The organism is Pseudoalteromonas sp. SG41-2, from assembly GCF_014164535.1.
GTDB lineage: Bacteria > Pseudomonadota > Gammaproteobacteria > Enterobacterales > Alteromonadaceae > Pseudoalteromonas > Pseudoalteromonas rhizosphaerae.
Genome location: NZ_JACJFK010000001.1, coordinates 314951 through 332308, shown reverse-complemented (window position 1 = coordinate 332308; position 17358 = coordinate 314951). Strand labels below are relative to the sequence as shown.

12 protein-coding genes are annotated in these 17358 nt (G+C 40.1%); 4 read left to right on the top strand and 8 right to left on the bottom strand.

Features of this window, described 5'->3' with window-relative positions; all coding sequences use genetic code 11:
• Nucleotides 1-52: 52 nt before the first annotated feature.
• A complete protein-coding gene (locus H5186_RS01365) occupies nucleotides 53-499 on the top strand; it encodes a DUF3010 family protein (RefSeq protein WP_145233170.1) in 447 nt (148 codons plus the stop codon).
• Between the two features lie 201 nt (nucleotides 500-700).
• A complete protein-coding gene (locus H5186_RS01360; RefSeq protein ID WP_182794029.1) occupies nucleotides 701-2446 on the top strand; it encodes an AMP-binding protein in 1746 nt (581 codons plus the stop codon).
• A gap of 82 nt (nucleotides 2447-2528) precedes the next feature.
• Here the strand turns inward: H5186_RS01360 and H5186_RS01355 are convergent, their stop codons facing one another.
• From H5186_RS01355 to H5186_RS01335, 5 genes are all read right to left on the bottom strand, one after another.
• Nucleotides 2529-3458 (bottom strand): alpha-E domain-containing protein, encoded by a 930-nt coding sequence (locus H5186_RS01355; RefSeq protein ID WP_145233168.1) that lies wholly within the window; start codon nucleotides 3456-3458, stop codon nucleotides 2529-2531.
• Nucleotide 3459: 1 nt separating this feature from the next.
• The gene (locus H5186_RS01350; RefSeq protein ID WP_182717435.1) at nucleotides 3460-4914 is read right to left on the bottom strand and encodes a circularly permuted type 2 ATP-grasp protein; all 1455 of its coding nucleotides are present in this window, start codon (nucleotides 4912-4914) and stop codon (nucleotides 3460-3462) included.
• A 43-nt stretch (nucleotides 4915-4957) separates the two neighbouring features.
• Nucleotides 4958-5836 carry a transglutaminase family protein gene (locus H5186_RS01345; RefSeq protein ID WP_145233166.1) on the bottom strand — a complete coding sequence of 293 codons (879 nt, stop codon included), beginning with the start codon at nucleotides 5834-5836 and terminating at the stop codon, nucleotides 4958-4960.
• Nucleotides 5833-8352, bottom strand: coding sequence for a circularly permuted type 2 ATP-grasp protein (locus tag H5186_RS01340; protein WP_182717434.1), 2520 nt, complete (start codon nucleotides 8350-8352; stop codon nucleotides 5833-5835). The genes H5186_RS01345 and H5186_RS01340 overlap by 4 nt, the downstream gene beginning before the upstream one ends.
• 146 nt (nucleotides 8353-8498) lie before the next feature.
• Nucleotides 8499-11810 (bottom strand): DUF2126 domain-containing protein, encoded by a 3312-nt coding sequence (locus H5186_RS01335; protein ID WP_145233164.1) that lies wholly within the window; start codon nucleotides 11808-11810, stop codon nucleotides 8499-8501.
• 575 nt (nucleotides 11811-12385) lie between these two features.
• Here H5186_RS01335 and H5186_RS01330 point away from each other — a divergent pair.
• Both H5186_RS01330 and H5186_RS01325 read left to right on the top strand, forming a co-directional pair.
• Nucleotides 12386-13186: an SHOCT domain-containing protein gene (locus tag H5186_RS01330; RefSeq protein ID WP_182717432.1), complete on the top strand. Its 801-nt coding sequence runs from the start codon at nucleotides 12386-12388 to the stop codon at nucleotides 13184-13186.
• A 129-nt stretch (nucleotides 13187-13315) separates the two neighbouring features.
• Complete coding sequence (locus H5186_RS01325) at nucleotides 13316-14491, top strand: putative zinc-binding metallopeptidase (RefSeq protein WP_182739607.1); 1176 nt, start codon at nucleotides 13316-13318, stop codon at nucleotides 14489-14491.
• A 147-nt stretch (nucleotides 14492-14638) separates the two neighbouring features.
• Here the strand turns inward: H5186_RS01325 and H5186_RS01320 are convergent, their stop codons facing one another.
• The 3 genes from H5186_RS01320 to H5186_RS01310 all read right to left on the bottom strand — a co-directional run bounded on the left by H5186_RS01320 (nucleotide 14639) and on the right by H5186_RS01310 (nucleotide 17165).
• The gene (locus H5186_RS01320) at nucleotides 14639-15109 is read right to left on the bottom strand and encodes a hypothetical protein (RefSeq protein ID WP_182717431.1); all 471 of its coding nucleotides are present in this window, start codon (nucleotides 15107-15109) and stop codon (nucleotides 14639-14641) included.
• Nucleotides 15110-15248: 139 nt separating this feature from the next.
• Nucleotides 15249-15551 (bottom strand): hypothetical protein, encoded by a 303-nt coding sequence (locus H5186_RS01315; protein ID WP_310736219.1) that lies wholly within the window; start codon nucleotides 15549-15551, stop codon nucleotides 15249-15251.
• A 216-nt stretch (nucleotides 15552-15767) separates the two neighbouring features.
• Complete coding sequence (locus H5186_RS01310) at nucleotides 15768-17165, bottom strand: M28 family peptidase (RefSeq protein WP_182760911.1); 1398 nt, start codon at nucleotides 17163-17165, stop codon at nucleotides 15768-15770.
• Nucleotides 17166-17358 lie beyond the last annotated feature (193 nt).

Here is a 17358-nt window from a genome sequence, read left to right as displayed (position 1 = left end):
AAGGCGTTTAATTGATATAATGCTGCCCAAATTAGTTATTTAGAGAATGACAATGAGAACATGCGGTGTAGAAATTACCGGTAGTGACGTACTACTGTGTATTTTAACAAAAGATAACGATGTATTTGATATACGAGATATTCGCCAAACTCGCTTTACCTTAGGTAATGGTAATGACACTGAAGTAATGCGTAAATTCCAATTTGATTTTGCGAAACTTATGCAGGACTATCAAATTGACTCAGTTGCTATTCGTCAACGTGCGCCTAAAGGTAAATTTGCCGGTAGTGCGAACGGTTTCAAAATGGAAACTGCAATTCAATTGATCCCTGAGCTGAGTGTTTATTTATTCAGTACAACCGAGATCAAAGAGCAATTAAAACGTAATCCTATTCCTATTGATTTCGCTGAAACGGGGCTTAAAAAGTACCAAGAAAATGCGTTTGTAAATGCATATGTACATTTAATGAAAAAAACCTACCGCAGCGAAGAACTTTAATTTTCAATTAAAGTTCAATTTATAATCAGATACTGCGCTAGTGTGTACTGCAATGTTTTTGTTGTAGCTACAGCTAGCGTTTTTTATTGCCTAATATTTATCATTTTTATTACTACATTGGTCGTATAGCGCTTTCATTTGTCGACAATCTGTGTTTTTCTAACTAAGTAGACTCTCACAACATTGACACGGAGACCGTACATGCAAATAAGTAACAATAATACAACTGCAACCGATGCGAATAAAACAGTCAAAGATGCAGCAGGCTTAGAGCATAGCTACTTTAAAGGAGCACAAAGCCCAGCATTGATCAATAAAACCATAGGTGATTATTTCGACTCTATTGTCGACAATAACCCAGACCACACTGCAATAGTGCTGCATCATCAAAACATTCGTTTAAGCTATAAAGAATATCAGCAGCAGATCAACCAGCTGGCAATGGGGTTACTGGCTTTAGGTGTAAAACCAGGTGATCGTGTTGGTATCTGGTCACCAAACAACCTTGAGTGGTGCTTAACCCAATTTGCGACCGCCAAAATTGGCGCGATCATGGTCTGTATTAACCCAGCGTATCGTCCAAACGAACTACAATTTGCACTAAATTCAGTCGAGTGTTCAACTCTTATAACCGCTTCAAGTTTCAAAGCCAGTAATTACCTAGGCATGCTTAATGAATTACTGCCCGAACTTGCCGCTGCAAAAGCTGGGCAACTGCAGGCAAAAAACCTCCCCTATTTAAAAAATATTATTCGTATTGGTGATGAGCCTGCCGCAGGCATGTTTAGTTTTAGTCAAGTTATGACAATGCCAACGGCCGCCCACCGCGTTGAGCTCAACGCCATTGGTGCAACTTTGCAACCAGATCAAGACATCAACATTCAGTTTACCTCCGGCACAACAGGCAATCCCAAAGGCGCTACGCTCTCCCATAAAAACATTTTAAATAATGGTTTTCTTATGGCTAATGCAATGCGCTTAACTGCAGATGATAAGCTGTGTATTCCAGTACCGTTATATCACTGTTTTGGAATGGTATTAGGTAATTTAGTGTGTATAAGTAAAGGAGCTACGGCAGTATTTCCGGGAGATTCTTTTGATCCAACAATCACGCTTGAGGTGGTTGAAAAAGAACGCTGTACTGCACTGCATGGCGTACCTACTATGTTTATTGCTGAACTGGAACTAAAAGATTTTGCTCGTTTTGACTTATCCAGTTTACGTACGGGTATCATGGCAGGCTCGACGTGTCCTGAGCAAGTAATGCGTAAAGTACAATCGCTGATGCATATGAATGAAGTTGTTATCGGTTACGGTCAAACGGAATGTAGTCCCATCAATAATGCCACGGAGATTGACTCATCCATTGAAAAACAAGTTACTACCGTCGGTCGCGCGCTGGCGCATACAGAAGTAAAAATTATTGACGAAGTGGGTAATATACAAAAAATAGGGCTTGCTGGCGAAGTATGCAGCCGTGGTGCGGGTATTATGCGTTGCTATTGGAATGATGAAGAAAAAACCGCCGCAACTATCGATAAAGAAGGTTGGCTACACTCCGGTGATTTAGGTGTAATGGATGCGGAAGGTTTTGTTGCAATAGTGGGCAGAATTAAAGATATGATCATTCGTGGTGGCGAAAATATCTACCCGCGCGAAATTGAAGAAGTACTTTACACTTACCCTGGCGTGCAAGATGCTGCTATTTTTGGCATCAGTGACGACAAGTACGGCGAAGAAGTATGTGCTTGGGTGCAGCCTAAAGATGATGCCGTGTTAACAGAGCAAGAAATTCGCAGCTTCTTAAAAGATAAATTAGCTTATTTTAAAATACCAAAACATATTCAATTTGTTGAAAGTTACCCTATGACGGTTACCGGAAAACTACAAAAGTTTAAAATGCGCGAACAAATGCAAGCACAATTAAAAGACAACGCGTTTTCATAATTAGCCAAAGCTCACGTTAGTTAATAACGCCCAATGTAATTTAAAACCTTGGGCGTATTATAAGATTAATAGCTTAACAGGCCTATTCTGGCGGTTTTAAAAAATACGTTTGCGCTAATGCATTATGAATGCCCGCTAATTCAATTTGGATTTGATCCATATAATTGTGTAAGTGGCCATTTTTAAGCGCTCTTACATCTTCAGCTTTCAATTGTTTTACCACTGCATCTATTAAATTTATAATCTCTGTAGAGTTTGGCAAAGGTGAAATCAGCGTTTTCAGCTCTATTAAGCAAAACAAAATTGACCGTGGAAATACTTCACTGTGCATCACGAATTCTAATACATCAGCACGTTGCACCCGTACGCTCATCTCTTGTCGATACATTTGATAAGCACTAAGCGAGCGCAATAAGCTGATCCACTGAATATTTTCATAAGGTTTTGCTTCATCGCTGGTGATCAACGTCTCTGAACGAATGTCTAATATCCGTGACGTCATATCAGCACGTTCTATTAACGACCCAAAGCGGATAAACGTAAAACCATGATCATGGTTAATAGTCGCATCTAAAGCACCAAATATTTGATGGGCTGATTCGATGATTTTCTTTAGATAAGCAAATCGGCCACGCTTAGCAAGCCCTTCTTTTTGATTATCTTTTACATAGTAATAAAGGGAGTTAATTTCTTCCCATACATCGCGAGGCATTACGTCTCGGATCGTCCGAGCGCTCTCTCTAGCATAGATAATAGAATTTAAAATAGACGAGCCATTATCACTACCTACAAGTAAATAACGCAGCGCTTTTTGCTCTGTGTAATCAGCGTGTTTATCTTCATACGCCTGACGTGCGCCAATAATATCTATTAATGGCTCCCAGCCTGTACATACGCCTTTAGGTAAATCCAACATCAGCATGTTGTTGACATTAATTAACCGTGCAACATTTTCTGCACGTTCAACGTAACGAGCTACCCAATATAAAGTTTCACCTACTCTTGATAACATATTATTTAGCCTCTTCGTCAACAATCCAGGTATCTTTACTACCACCGCCTTGAGATGAATTTACCACTAATGAACCTTTCACCATCGCAACACGAGTAAGGCCACCAGTAGTGATCTGTGTGTCTTTACCTGACGATAATATAAACGGTCTCAAGTCAACGTGACGTCCATCAGGCTCTGTCCCGTCAAGGGTGGGAACCGTAGACAAATCAAGAGTTGGTTGCGCTACCCAATTCCGTGGATCGGCTTTTATTTGTGCAATGGTTGCTTGTTGCTCTTTTTTAGTCGATTTAGGACCAATCAATAAACCATAGCCACCCGACTCGTTTGCAGGTTTGACAACTAGTTTATCGATATTTTTAATAACATAATCACATTCTTTAGGATCTAAACACTTATAGGTTGGCACATTTTCGATCTTGGGTTCTTCATCCAAGTAATATTTTATGATGTCAGGTACATAGGCATAAACCACCTTATCATCCGCAACCCCTGCACCGGGTGCATTGACTAACGCCACATTACCTTTCGACCATGCTCGCATTAAACCGGGTACACCTAATTGTGATTCAGGTAAAAAAGCGTCGGGATCTAAGAATAAATCGTCGATGCGTCGATAAATTACATCAACGCGTTGCAAGCCTGTAATTGTGCGCATATAGACACAGTCGTCTTTTTCGACTACTAAATCACGCCCCTCTACTAATTCACAGCCCATCTCTTGAGCAAGGTAACAATGTTCAAAATAGGCGGAGTTAAATACACCGGGTGTTAATACCACTACTTCAGGCTTATCGTCTGGACGAGGTGACATTGCTGCCAACATATCAAACAGTTGTGAAGGATAATCATCAACTGGTAAAATCGACACTTGTTCGAATAACTCAGGGAAAACACGTTTCATCACTGAGCGGTTCTCAAGCATATAAGACACCCCAGACGGCACCCGTAAGTTATCTTCGAGTACAAACATAGTGCCATTTCCATCGCGCACTAAATCGGAGCCGCAGATATGCGCCCATATATTATTTGGCGGAGTAATTCCAACACATTGAGAGCGAAAGTTAACTGATTTTTCGAGTAAGCCTTTTGGAAAAATACCGTCTTTTATTATTTTTTGATCATGGTATAAATCATTTATAAACAGATTCAACGCTTCAACACGCTGTTTTAAACCTACCTCAACAGTTTGCCATTCTTTTTTACCAATAGTGCGCGGAATAATGTCAAACGGCCACGCTCTATCGATCATATTGCCTTCATTATAAACTGTAAAAGTAATGCCCATTTCTTTTATGGCTAGATCGGCAACAGCTCTGGCTTTAACTAATTCTTCTTTTGATAAGCTAGAAAAAAACTGTGCTAACTGTTTACCATGCGTTCGAATATTTCCTTGTGCGTCTATTAATTCATCAAAAAAGCCATTTGTTTGATATGCTTTCCAGTCAATTTTCATACATCCTTCCGCCTTATCCATTATTAATATTGAGTTGTTTTAATCACTCCAATCGAATCATATCAACCGCTACATCAAGCAATTGTGTACCGCCACCAAAAACCACGCCTTTCAAAGGAGTGACATCAGAAAAATCACGGCCAACAGCAAGTGTTATATGCTGCTCATTAGGCATAACATTGTTTGTTGGATCAAAGTCTACCCAACCAAACCTTGGCACAAACACAGAAAACCATGCATGGGTCGCATCTGCACCAGCTAACTTTTCTTCCCCCTCGGGAGGCATTGTTTCTATATACCCGCTAACATAACGTGCTGCTAAACCAATACTGCGTAAGCACGCTATCGCAAAATGTGCAAAATCTTGGCAAACGCCCCTTTTTTGTGCAAAAACAACACTCAAAGGCGTACTAATCGTAGTAAAACCGGGATCATACTGAAACTCATGAAAAATCCGTGCCATGAGATCTTTACAGCCGCAAATCAAGCTAATATCAGCTAAAAACGACGTTAAAGCGTATTCCTTTATACCCTGTACAAAAGGAGTATATTGAGATGGCAAAATAAACTCCGATGTTTTTAACAGCTGATATGTATTTGGCTTTGCGACGATATCGCGAGCCTCTTGCCAAGGCATATCAGTGTCGACGAGGTTAATATTTGCACTTAATAAAAGTTCCACTTCACTGGTCATAGTCACTTTCAGTTTTTTATGCTGAGTGGCTATTTCAAACGCGGTCACTTTATTATCAAAATAATCCGTAAATTCTTGTAGATAATTTGCCGGCGGCTCAATATCTATGCGACTACTGTGGCATATCTGGGCACGATTTGTTTTTGGTGTTAACCGTGCTTGGTTTTGACACAAGCTAACAAAATCGGCATAACTGTAAGTTGTGGAATGCTTTATTTTATATTTCACGATTGAGCTTGCTCAATATTAGTCCAATTCAATTTATTCGCCGTTTGTGTATGAGAAAAATACTGCAATAATAATACATCACAAAAGGTATTTAAGTTCAGGCGAATATTATGGTTAAACTCGATTAACTGTTTACGAACTCCAGCGTCCGTCCTTTGCAAGTAGTCTTTTTCTGTGACATAGCAACTCGTTTTAGAAAGTAAAATTGCTTTTTCATGTGCTGCTATCACTCCCTGTCTGCGTTTAGTCGGTAAATGCTTGCATAACTGGTTTATTTGCTCTAACTGAAAAAGTAATGAGCGAGGGTATTCTGCATCAAGTAATAATAGCTCAAGCCCAGTACCTATACTTTGATACATTCTATAGCGACGTTTATGGGTCACTAAGCTAACTTGACTACTCAAAACCGCTTCGAGTAAACCAAGCTCTTCAGCTTGCTCGAGTTCTTGCGTTAATAAAGCCCCTGTTAATGAGGTGATTTGTAAGCTGCGCTCAATCCTGCGACCCATCTCAAGTAAAAACCAGCCATTGCTGTTTGGCATACAATCCACTAACGAGCCATTAAAGGCCATGATCAAACCAATCACTTTATCTAAAATACTTTGCATCGCACGTGATGAAATATTGATATTGATATGCTTTAGCACTTTAACTTGTTCATTGATTTCATCAATAATACGACGACTATCATGGGACAATAATTCTTGGATCTGTACTGATGCATTCGCTAAATAATGTAACGTATTTATTATACTACCCGCGCGTAGCTCATCAGCGAGTAAAGCAAACGCTGTTTGCTTAGACACTGCGCTATCAAATTCTTCAAGCTTGATAGCTTGCTCTACATAAGGGTAGACAATATGCTGAGCGCTGATAGCAGCCAACAAACGAGCAACAGTACTGCGGCGTATTAAATCTGGATAAATAGCCAACTCAGTGTAACGATCAATAAAGATACGTAATATTCTTATGGTATTTTCACAGCGCTCTAAATAACGACCGAGCCAAAATAAATGTTCTGCAGTACGACTTGATATAACCCCTTCAAGTAAGCTTACATCCATTCTTTTTTTAATTGGTGTTGGTACACTTTGCTCAGTTAAATCAATATCTTTACTGGTATTTATCCAAGTATCTTTGAGCCAACCAGCGCCCTTAGCGTTAGCACTATTTTGATAAGAGAAACACAGTGCCGATGGCAGTACTTCGATGCCATTTTCTGTGGTTAATACATAACACCTAAATACCACAGGTTTTGCAATTAACTTACCGTCATCCCAAAATGGTGCGCTACTAAATGCGGGTTTATCTTGAAAATAATAATCGCTAGGTTGCTTAGTTATAAGTTGTTTAATTTTATCCGCGTCTAAATGGCCATCAAGTGTTAGTTTAGGATCTTTATAACTACCAAACACTAACTGTGACCAATCCGATGATTTAACATCTTCAATGCTGTGGTACTTAGGGCAATCTAGTAATAATGGTTGTTGTAAAAGTTGCTCTGATAGCTGGGCTAAATTACATTGTATTGCCGGTGATGAGAGTACCCCGCTTCCAAAAGGATTTAATACTTTTACTGAGCCCTCACGTACAGCTTGTAATAAGCCTGGAATACCATGTAACGAGTATTGTGTTTGTTCAAGTGAATCGATACTTTGATCTGGGATCCAACGTAAAATCACATTGATTTTCCCCAACCCTTGTAATGACTTTAAACACACTTCGCCATTACGCACTGTTAAATCAGCGCTTTGCACTAAAGTATAGCCAAAGTAAGTAGATAGAAACGCATGCTCGTTATAATTTGGATCATCGATCCCTTGAGTTAAAATAACAATACGAGGATCATCCATATAATGAATAAACTCGTTAATGCCTTCTTGAAACAAATTTAAAAACTCTTTAATTTGTTGCACGTTGCATTCAGCAAACTCTTCAGCCATAACGCGCCTAGCTATAATGCGGTTTTTAAGCAATAGCCCTAGACCTAACGGACATTGGCAATGATCAGCTAAGACTTTAAATTCACCCGATGGTGCGCGATACACATCAACCGCTGTAAAAAAAAGTTTTAGCTCATCACTTGGTAAGCTAAATCCTTCACGTAAGTAATGACTATCTTGGTACAGCTGCTGCGGTGATATTTGCCCACTCAAAAGTAGCTTTTGCTCAGAATAAACATCTTGTTGGATCTTATTAAGTAATAAAGTTCGCTGTTTTATGCCTTGCTCTAACGTATTCCAATCTGCTCGAGAAAACATAAAAGGCAGTGGATCGAAGTGCCACTGTTGATTACTCTCACTTTTAATATTGCCATTTTGCAAAAGTTGCGTAATTTCAATGGCACGACTACTTACATCTTCAGCGGTTAAACTTGCTAAACGATTAAATAAAGTATCCCAATGCTCAGGGTTTAAGCCACTGTGATCCGCCAATTCATCATGACCGTGGCGTTTATCAAGGTATAAAGACAACCAATTAGGCAGCTCTGGCATCGTATTATTATTAATGTACAAGCTAAAAGCGCTCCGCTATAGAAAGTAAACTATCATTCTAGTTCAATTTGTTGGTAATTGTATTAACAAAAGCGTCTGTTAAATAATGACTCTACTTTGCGTAATGTCAAAGTGGAGTCATACAATGAACAACCCAAAAAGATGATTTATTTGAACTTAGGTTGTCTCCTTAAATCGAGCGTATTAGGGTAATCTGAATTAGTATTTTCTTCATCGGGAACAACAAATTCACTCACCGATTGTGCTGATTCAAAGCTTCGTGTCGCAGCCGATGGGCTCCAACTAGGCTGATCAGATGCTAATAATGATGGTGTGTGACCATGCTCCCAAAATCGTGCAACCCTTCGCCCTTCAGCTTCAAATGCATTAACGGGTAATGTTTCTGGATTTCGCCCACCAGCATGACTAACATGGTAGACAAAACCACCCATTGAGCGGCCTTCCCAGGTATCGATCAGATCAAATACTAACGGTGCATGTACACCAATTGTAGGATGCAGCGCTGTTGGTGGCTGCCATGCACGGTAACGGATCCCGGCAACCATTTCATCTTTCGCTTTGCCTTTAACAATTTTAAGCGGCACGCGTCGGCCATTACATGTAACGATATAGCGGTCACTCATTGTGCCAATTACTTTGATTTGCACGCGTTCTAATGACGAATCAACATACCGAGCAGTACCAGATGCACTGGCTTCTTCACCCAGTACATGCCACGGTTCAATCGCGGTTCTAAGCTCTAACGTCACATCATCGAGTTCTCGGGTGCCGCAAACAGGGAACCTAAACTCAAAAAATGGGTTTAGCCAACTTACTTGGAATGCAAAACCAGCTTGCTGCAGATCTCTAACAACCTCAGCTAAATCATTTTCAACATACTGAGGTAATAAAAATTTATCATGTAATTCGGTGCCCCAACGGATCAACGGTTTGTGATAAGGCTTTTTCCAAAACCAAGCTAATAAAGTCCGTAATAACAACATTTGCACTAAGCTCATTTGTGAGTGAGGTGGCATTTCAAACCCCCTAAACTCGACAATACCTAGTCGTCCTGTTGCTGAATCGGGTGAATATAGCTTATCAATACAAAACTCCGCCCTGTGTGTATTACCTGTTAAATCAACAAGTAAGTTGCGTAACAAACGATCAACGAGCCATGGCTCAGGTACTTCCCCTTCAGGCATATGTGAAAATGCGATTTCAAGCTCATAGAGCAACTCATCACGTGCTTCATCCACACGAGGTGCTTGGCTTGTAGGGCCAATAAATAAACCTGAAAATAAATAAGATAATCCAGGATGGTGCTGCCAATAAGTAATAAAACTTCTTAAAATATCTGGGCGTCGTAAGAACGGGCTTTGCTGCGGTGTTTCACCACCTAAAGTGACATGATTACCACCCCCGGTGCCGGTATGACGACCGTCCGCCATAAACTTATCTGTTCCTAAGCGTGCTTGTTTGGCTAGATCGTAAAGTGTCGTTGTTCTATCAACTAATTGCTGCCATGACGAAGATGGGTGGATGTTCACTTCAATGACACCTGGATCAGGTGTCACGGCGTATTTTTCTACACGACTATCTTTAGGCGGGCTATAGCCTTCAATAACTACCGGGATTTGCAGGGCTTTTGCGGTGCTTTCAATCGCATTTAACAGCGACATATAATGTTCAAAATGGCTCGTTGGGGGCATAAAGATATACAACCGCCCTTCTCTTACTTCCAATGCCATTGCGGTTTTGATCATCTGTTGACCAATAAAGCCTTTTTGCAGTTTTTTAGCTTTTGTAAAGTTATCTGGAATATCAAACGGATCTCGCTCAATAATGTTGCTTGTCCACTCAAGGCTATCAAGCGGTAATCTATAACCAAGGGGTGATTCACCTGGTAATAAAAAACAGTATTCGCGTTTAAATTCCCATTTGCATGACTGCCAGCAATGTTTCGCTTGATTAAACTGCAGCGGCAATGCATAACCAACAGGCTTTTCAATACCTTGTTCCATTTTAGCTAAAAAGCCTTTACGGCTCATTGCACTAAGAAGTTCAGGCTGTTTAGGCCCCACCTCTTTGGGTAACGATGCCTCTTGCCATAAATGATATAAAATATCTTCATAGGCTGTAGTGATAGCCTTGGTTTCAAGGCCTATTTCTGCACATAGCTGTTCTGTAAAACGCTTGGTATCTGTGTGGTCTAATTTATAATCTTTATTCGGATCAGCTAATAAACTGGCATCTTGCCACAAAGCTTCACCGTCTTTTCGCCAATAACATGCATATTGCCAGCGAGGCAGTGACTCTCCCGGATACCATTTACCTTGCCCATAATGTGTAAAGCCACCTTTGGTATATGCTTTGTTCATCGCAATAAATAAGCTTTGTGCTAGCACTCGTTTTTCTTTACCGTCGGCTTCTGTGTTCCATTGGGGATGTTCCATATCATCAATAGAAATAAACGTCGGCTCACCGCCCATTGTTAAATGAACACCTTCCTTAACATATACATCATCAACTTGCTGACCCAAGCGGTTTATTGCAGCCCATTGTGTTTCTGAATACGGCTTTGTAACGCGAGGGTCTTCATGTACGCGCGTTACTTTGTTATAAAAACTAAATTCTGATTCGCACTTATCTATGCCACCAGAGACAGGTGCTGCTGAGCTAGGTTCAGGAGTGCACGCAAGCGGAATATGGCCTTCGCCAGCAAATAAGCCGGAGGTAGGATCAAGCCCGATCCAACCTGCGCCTGGAATATATACTTCCGTCCATGCGTGTAAATCAGTAAAATCTTCATCAGGACCACTTGGGCCATCAAGTGATTTTTGATCTGATGTAAGTTGGATTAAATAACCAGATACAAAACGAGCAGCCAAACCTAAATGACGAAACAGTTGTACTAACAACCACGCAGAATCTCGACATGAACCGGTTTTTTTTGTGATGGTTTCGTTCGCCGTTTGAACTCCAGGCTCTAAACGAATGCCGTAGCCAACAAGATTATAAATTGACTGATTGACCGCAACTAAAAAATCAACACTTCTGATTGGTTTTTCCGGACGTAACGAATCAATCAATTCTAAAAACTTAGGACTCGCCTTACGTTTTTTTAAATAGGGATTAAGCTCAGCCTTTGCGACTTTATCGTATTCAAATGGAAACTCTTCAGCATATTCTTCTAAAAAGAAATCAAACGGATTAATTACCGTCATTTCAGCCACTAAATCAACAGTAAAACTAAACTCAGTTGTGGGGCTATTAAATACCACTCTTGCCTGATAATTACCAAAAGGGTCTTGCTGCCAATTGATGTAATGATCTTCCGGCACTATTTTTAATGAATAGCTTTTAATTTTAGTTCGGCTATGCGGTGCTGGACGTAAGCGGAAAATATGCGGCCCCATATTTACTGGGCGGTCGTACTTGTATTGAGTATGGTGCGCTATACCAACAGTAATTGTCATCGATTAATCCCTCTTTAATTTTTTGTATAGCCATTTAAGTATAACTTACTACTACCTGCCTGCTATTTAAGCAATATACATTCCATATAGATTACATAATAAAATTAGGCTGTTAGCCTATATATTGGTCACTATTGACTGTTTAGAATCAAAGAGCGAGCGCTGTGAAGAATTATTTGGTGCGACATCCGCACCAAATTAGCACAAAGCTAGGTATTAAAAATCACACAGCGCTTATTATTTTATGTAATTCACCAATAAAGCATGCCTGTTTTTTCTAGCGATTAAATAGAAAAAAGTCCCAATTAATCACAACACCAGTTAAATGCTTCGCTAAAACGAACTTAAAAAATAGTTCACAATAAAACCACGATTAAGCTTCTTAACAGTGTTATAGTAGTTTGATTTTTAATCGCCCTGAAAGCCAAACTAGCAAGCTTAGTGTCTTTAAACAAGCAATGTTGGCATTTTATTTTGCTAATTTATGATTAGCATCAATGCTTAAGGTAGATTGTTCACAGTTAGATCATGACGTAATACACATCCCGCCTATCTCCATATTAAGGACGCTATTTATGCAAACATTAACAAACATTGGTGACAACTTGGTTAAAGGGATATCTGCCCGCTATGGTTTAAGTTATGGGGCAGTAGTACATATGTTAGTTGCAGTAAATAATGGCGGCGGTTCAATGGCGCAGTTTAATTGCCCAGAACTTGGCGGCTCAGGTCAATGGATGCGCGGTGGAATGACAATGGTAGGAGACATGTTCAATAATGGCTTGAAAAACACCGTTGATAACTTATGTAACGAACTTGCCACTATTTTAGCAAACAACCAAGTTTTCCCCGTCATTCCTGCAGGTACTTTAGGAAGCAACCAGTGGTGGCCAGTTAATTTAGGTAATCCATCGAGTACCGGTTCACAAAACAACACCCGATATGCTGTCTTCCCTAATCGCTTAGCCATTGAAAAAAATGGTCAGGTCACAGTCTATGATACACTCGATCACCAGATCGGGGGGGTAAGCCAGCAACAAGGCAACGATATATCGCTTACCTTTAGTAGCCAGTGGGGAAACATTAGCGTAAATAGTTTGCCAGTGATTGCTGATGATAGCTTCACTCAGACACATTCAAGTCACAATACCAACTTTGCCCAATCAACAGACTTTGCAAAACAACAGCAATCTCCCCCTGAGACAGGCTTAAATGATAAAATGATGAGTAGCGAGTCGACAGCTATTAATGCTTCGCAATACTCAGTGAATGAAACCCTCGACATTATTGAAAAATTAGCACAATTACGTGATTTAGGCGCACTCACTGATGCTGAGTTTAATGAAAAAAAATCAGATTTATTGCAACGAATTTAACGGCAAGTAATCTCAGGCTTATTAATTTTATAATTTGCTAACTATATAATTTGTTAGCAATATAGCTAATGTAAGTCTGTTCACTGAATAATTTGTCATTGTATTTATCAACGGATACGGTAAGAAAATATGAAAACGTTTAAATGTAACTGCAAAGATAATCAAATATTGTTTTTTGAAAGTAGTCACTGCCTTGCCTGTGGCAAAACTGTTGGTATTGATGATAATTTTAACCTTGTAGAACCCTACGAATTTAATGACACAACGGGCTTATATTACAAAACGTCAGCCCCTGACGTGCCTTATCAGAAATGTGATAACAATGCACACTATAAGGCATGCAATGGCATGGTTGATATCAACAGTTTTGTACCAGCCCCAGACACAGAAGAAGTGCTGTGTTTCGCATGTCGGTTTAATGAAACAATCCCAGATCTAAGTATTAATCAACACATTCCACTTTGGACCAAAATGGAAACAGCAAAACGCCGAGCATTGTATACGCTTAAAGCGCTTTCTTTACCATTAAACAACCTCAGCCAAGATGCCGAAGGTGGCCTTAGTTTTGATTTTATAACCGACCGCAGTGTTAATGACCATTTTGTGACTAAATTAGCAGGTCAAGAAAATGTTTTTACTGGCCATAACTGCGGCCATATTACTATCAATTTGGCTGAAGCTGATGATGTCGCTCGCTCACAAACAAAGCATGCTATGGGTGAGCGCTATCGCACTTTGCTTGGTCATTTTCGTCATGAGTTAGGACATTATTATTTTGACCAGTTAATTGCAAATTCACCGCATAAACATGCTCTATGTAAACAATATTTTGGCGATGATTCTTTAGATTACCAACAAGCGATTGATGCCCATTATAAAAATGGCGCTCCTGCTAATTGGCATGAAAACTATATTAGTGAATACGCCACCATGCACCCTTTTGAAGACTGGGCAGAAACTTGGGCGCACTACATGCATATTATTGATACTTTAGAGACAGCAAAAAATTTCTCTATTACCGGTTCTACACTCGGTAATGAATTTGAAGTTGAGGACACTGATGAGTTAAGGCTACCGCAAAACTCGTATTACTTTAATAGCCAAACATCAATCTCAGTAATGTTGGATAGCTGGATGGAATTTTCGATTATTTTAAATTCGTTAAATCGCAGCATGGGCTTAGCTGATGCTTATCCATTTGTTTTAACGCAGGCGGTACGCACTAAGCTTTCGTTCGTTCATCACGCGATCCATAACAGACTTAACCTTATGCCTGATTTAAATACAACAGCTGAGGACACATAACAACAGCCTTGATAATGTAATTTTGGCAAATGCGCTACCCGGATTAGCAGCACTGACACAGATAACAAACCGCAGTATGTTATCAGCCAGCTAACACAACACATCCGCTAATGAGTATGACCTGCATTGCGTTATAAACTTTTGGTATTACAAACTAAAGCTTGCCTGATACTTAGTTGAAATTAATCGTACTCGTTCAAATGGCCAATGCTCAGCGAGCCAATGTAAGATGCATAACCGTAAGGTATTATTTAATTCCTGACTATCATTACGTAGCCAAAAAGTAATCTCACTATCGAATTCATTGTTTACCCCAGGATCGATATACACTGAGCCTAGGCAGCGTGTTTTTTTCGGGTTTAATATTGCATAAGCAAATGCTTTTTTTTCGTTAAACTCTGCGGCATGTTGAGCTAAGCTTTGACGATTCTCTTCAAGGGTCATATCGGCTTTTGGCCAATCAGGCTTGGGGGCGAATATACCTTTTAGCTGCGGCACACTTGACATTACAGCAGTAAAATCAAGCTCGACTACCTGCTCATTTAATGGGGTAAAATAAAACGCAGTTGTCTGCAGCGCTTCTGGGGGGTTAAAATCCGTCGATACAAATAAAGACATTGCTTCCTTCCTTGCTAATATTTAACTGATAAAACCAGCCATTGTTGTTTTAATCCTATAAAATGAAAGCCGCCAATCAGTAAACAAATGATCGAGCTCCAAAGCCAAAACATCTCACTGCGTCCTAGCGGATTAGTCATTAAATATAATCCTGCAATACCGCGAAATAAATCGCAGTTACCACAACTAACACAAAGCGTATGAAAGGTAGCTGTTTGAACAAACCCGCGGCTGAAAAAGCATATAACGACCAAACGCTTAATACAAAAGCGATGAAGAAAGTGATCAGCGAAGGCGTCAACTTACCCTGCTCTGCGAGCATTGCCATGTGCTCACCAGCACCGAAAAAGCGATACCACGGCGCACCAAAAACAATACAACCAAGGTGAGCGAGTGCGGCTAAAGCACTTAAGCTGCCTGCAATCAGCAAAAATAGATTCATACACTGTCAACTAATTCACATTTAACTCCACCATAATACGAAAAAGCCATTAACTTCAAGTATTCACTGAAATTATTGTATGAAAAGTGTACATTCATAAACTAAGGTCAACATAAAATACAACTATTGCTGTTCAATTGCGAAGTCCGCTACTAAATTGTCTTGCCTGATATTCAAGCGCAACTGTAATTACGCTTGAATATCAGACGCTACACATTACTTTAGTGTTTGCTCAAACGCACCTACATCGCCAGGGAAAACCACCGGTGATTCAATACCGTCTTTATTAACCGCAGCAACCCCAAAATAATAATTATCAATGACTACATTTTTAAGAGTCGCTTCACTTACATCACCCACATAGCGGCTAAACTGCCATTGTGGTTCACTGGTATAACGCCAATAGAGTCTGTACCCCGTGGTCGTTTTATCATTATTTTTTTGCCATTTTAAGGTCGTACTAGGTTGCACAGCACCTGATATTTCAACGTTATTAGGTGGTGCCGGTGCCCATGCCATTGACGCTAAACTTACCGCATTAAGCGCTGTTAATTTTGCGGTATAATCAAAATCAACGCCATCAATGGTATCACCATAAACAATACCATCCTCAGTGCGTAAGTCTTGATGTTGATGGTTATAATTTTCGTTCGTTTCCATTACTCTTACAGCAGCATAACCCATGTCGTTAAACGGGCGATGATGCCCTCCTCGACCAAAGCGATCGAGTCGATAAACTAGCAATGTGTCAAGATTGGGAATATAGCGATCGGCAATGGTATCGATATAACGGGCTAAATTACGACTAGCTGAATCGACCTCGCCACCGGTAAAACGGCGTTTATGCGCTTGCTCTTTGGTTTCGATAACCCGCGTACCTTCAGAGAAAATACGTGCAGTCGTGTTATCAGTAACGCCATTAATACCCGTAATATTACCAATCATGTCATTATTGAGTACACCGTGTACTTGCCAGCCTTGCTTTTGTGCATAGTCGGCTAAAATTTTACCACCAAAAAGTCCTTGCTCTTCGCCTGAAAGCGCGGCATAAACAATTGAGCCATTAAATTTATATTTAGATAACACGCGAGCTGATTCAATCACCCCAGCAACACCCGATGCATTATCATTCGCCCCTGGTGCGTCGCTGGTAAAATCCATTACATCGCTGACCCGTGAATCAATATCGCCCGACATCATCACCATCCGGTTTGGCTGATCAGTACCGCGTTGAATAGCAATAATATTCACCACTTCAACAGGATTTGGAATACGCTTTTCGCCAGAAATGGTATCTTTAACTTCTATTACTTCTAAACAGCCACCGCATTGCTGAGAAATTTTCTCAAACTCAGCCTTGATCCAACGCCGAGCTGCACCAATTCCTCGGGTGTTTGATTTCGTTTCTGATAACGTATGACGAGTGCCAAAATCAACAAGTGTTTGAATATCACTGCCAATACGTGTTGCTGAAACATCAGCGGCAATATCATGAAGCTTGGTTTGATCTTGATAATTTAGCTCAGCGGCCAAGGTGCTTGTTGAAATAAACAATGTAGTTATTAAAATTGCGGGCTTGAGGGTCGATAGCTGATAGGTTTTATGATCAGACATAGTGTTGATGCTCTTTATTATTTGATAAATATACAATACGTGAGCAGTTACCTGCTGCAAATAATTTTGAGACCAACACCAGTTTAACTCGTTCAATCACTGATTGGTTAGATAAACGGGATAATAATCGCGGTATGAACAAATATACGTCAATAAAAAACCCACCAATATAGTGGGCTTATGCATAGTAAAA